The sequence below is a fragment of the Nocardioides sp. CPCC 206348 genome (assembly GCF_048654705.1).
Classification (GTDB): domain Bacteria; phylum Actinomycetota; class Actinomycetes; order Propionibacteriales; family Nocardioidaceae; genus Nocardioides.
On record NZ_JBMCZA010000173.1, the window covers coordinates 16,848 to 17,230 of the forward strand.

Annotated in this window: 1 pseudogene; it reads right to left on the reverse strand. The window is 71.3% G+C overall.

The annotated features are described in order from the left end of the window. Positions 1-279 (reverse strand): annotated as a pseudogene (locus ACOADB_RS13735) (hypothetical protein); the annotation flags it as partial. Between the last annotated feature and the right edge of the window lie 104 nt (positions 280-383).

Consider the following 383-nt stretch of genomic DNA (forward strand, 5'->3'; position numbering starts at 1 on the left):
CGTGCCCGGACGCAACGGGCGGCCGTCGATCGTTGCCCGGGTCGCGGCGCCGCCGACGCACACCTGTCGGTCGGTCGAGACCGTGAGGACCGGCCCGCGCACCACACATTCCAGGCCGGCGGCACTCCACGAATTGCCCACCGCCGCGTTCACCAGGGCGAAGGTGAACTCGTCGAACGCGCCGGACGGCGGGACGCCGACGTCCCACAGGCCGGTGCGGCCCTCGAGGTCCTGGATGGTGGTCTGGATGCCGGCGCTGATGACGGTGAGGCCCGTCATGCGTCCCACCACCCGAGCAGCTGCACCGGGGTCGGGTTCCAGCCGTTGCAGGGGTTGTTGAGCTGCGGGCAGTTGCTGATCAGCACCAGGATGTCGCGGCTGGC